A 1,395-nucleotide genomic window follows, 5' to 3' on the forward strand; every position below is an offset into this window, starting at 1 on the left:
ATACCGCCACTCCCCTACATCGGCACACATAAGCACCCCAAAGCAGCCCCTTTCGAACATACAAAAAGTGTCCACCCGGATGATCCGGGTGGACACTTTCAATAGCTCTAGGCTATTCACCTCGTAGGTGAAGGGACGAGCACTTACTTAGCCCAACCAACCTTCTCCCAGTGAATGCCATTGCCCTGGAAGAGGGACACACCGTAATTGTGCAGACCCTTCTTCACGAACCTGTACTCAGGACCGTTGAATAGCGGAACCATCACAGCAACCTCAGCCATGTGCTTCTTCTCAATCTCGTTGCAAGCCTGGTTGCGTTCCTTGTCGTCAGCAATGAGCTTCATCTTCTCAATCATCTCATTGATCTCGTCAGTACCGGCATCCTCGGGCTTCTCACGCAGATAGAACTGCTGGGTAGCCTGAGTAGCATCCGGATCGGTCAGACCGTAGCCCGATGCAGTGGCGTCGTAATCCTTGGACTGCATTGCCTTACCGAACTCGCTGGCGGCGCGAGCGTCGAGCTCAACGTTAATACCGGCATCCTTCAGCTGCTGCACCACGGTCTGAGCCACAGCCTTAGAGGTGGGGTCATCACCGAAGACAGAGTACTTGAAGGCAGCCTGCTTGCCGTCCTTCTCGTAGTAGTCGCCGTTCTTGGTGTAGCCAGCCTCTTCCAGAATCTTGGACGCTACAGATGCATCGTTATTCGGGGTCGGGTAGTTATCCTGGTAGTACTCGGAGAAGGGCATGTGAATCATCGAACCGGGAACCTTCTCTTCGTAATCCAGACCCTGGAAACGCACCTTAGAAATAGCATCGCGCTTCAGGCCAGCCATAACCGCGCGACGCAGAGCAACATCCTGCATACGGGCGGGGTTCATAATCATGCCGCCGGAGAACAAGCGAACACCACGACGCATCTCGGTGTTAGCAACTTCCTTGAGCTCCTTGTAGCTTGCGGCAGCCGTAGCGGGGGCAGCATCAATCTCATCGTTCTTGAACGCTGCACGCTCAGCGGCGGAATCCATCTGGCGGAAGATAATGCGCTCCAGAACAGGCTTATCACCCCACCACTTCTCATTGCGGGTCAGAGTCAGGGTCTTCTCGGCGGAGTTCCAACCACCCTCGGCAATGGTGAAGGGACCGGCAGCATACTCAGGGTGCGGGTTGTCAACAAAGCCGTTGTTGAAGAGTTCCTTGTCCAGCAAAGCCGGGTGCAGAATCTCACCGAAGAGGACGTTCACCGGGAAGTACGGCGTGGCGAAGGTGACCTTAACCTTGAAGTCATCACCATCGCGCTCCACGGAACCAACGCTACCGTAAATACCGCTGGTCTCAATCTTGTAGTCACCATCGGTGCTCTTGAGGATGTTCCAGGTAGCCTGCAGAGCCTTG

The 1,395-nt window shown here is 54.9% G+C and carries 1 protein-coding gene; it reads right to left on the bottom strand.

The window, feature by feature from the left end:
* Positions 1-143: 143 nt before the first annotated feature.
* Positions 144-1,395, bottom strand: a 1,252-nt coding sequence (locus tag Q0216_RS09905) for an ABC transporter family substrate-binding protein (protein WP_298594980.1), incomplete at its 5' end; no start/stop codon positions are given.

This window comes from uncultured Rothia sp. (genome assembly GCF_937976295.1).
GTDB lineage: Bacteria > Actinomycetota > Actinomycetes > Actinomycetales > Micrococcaceae > Rothia.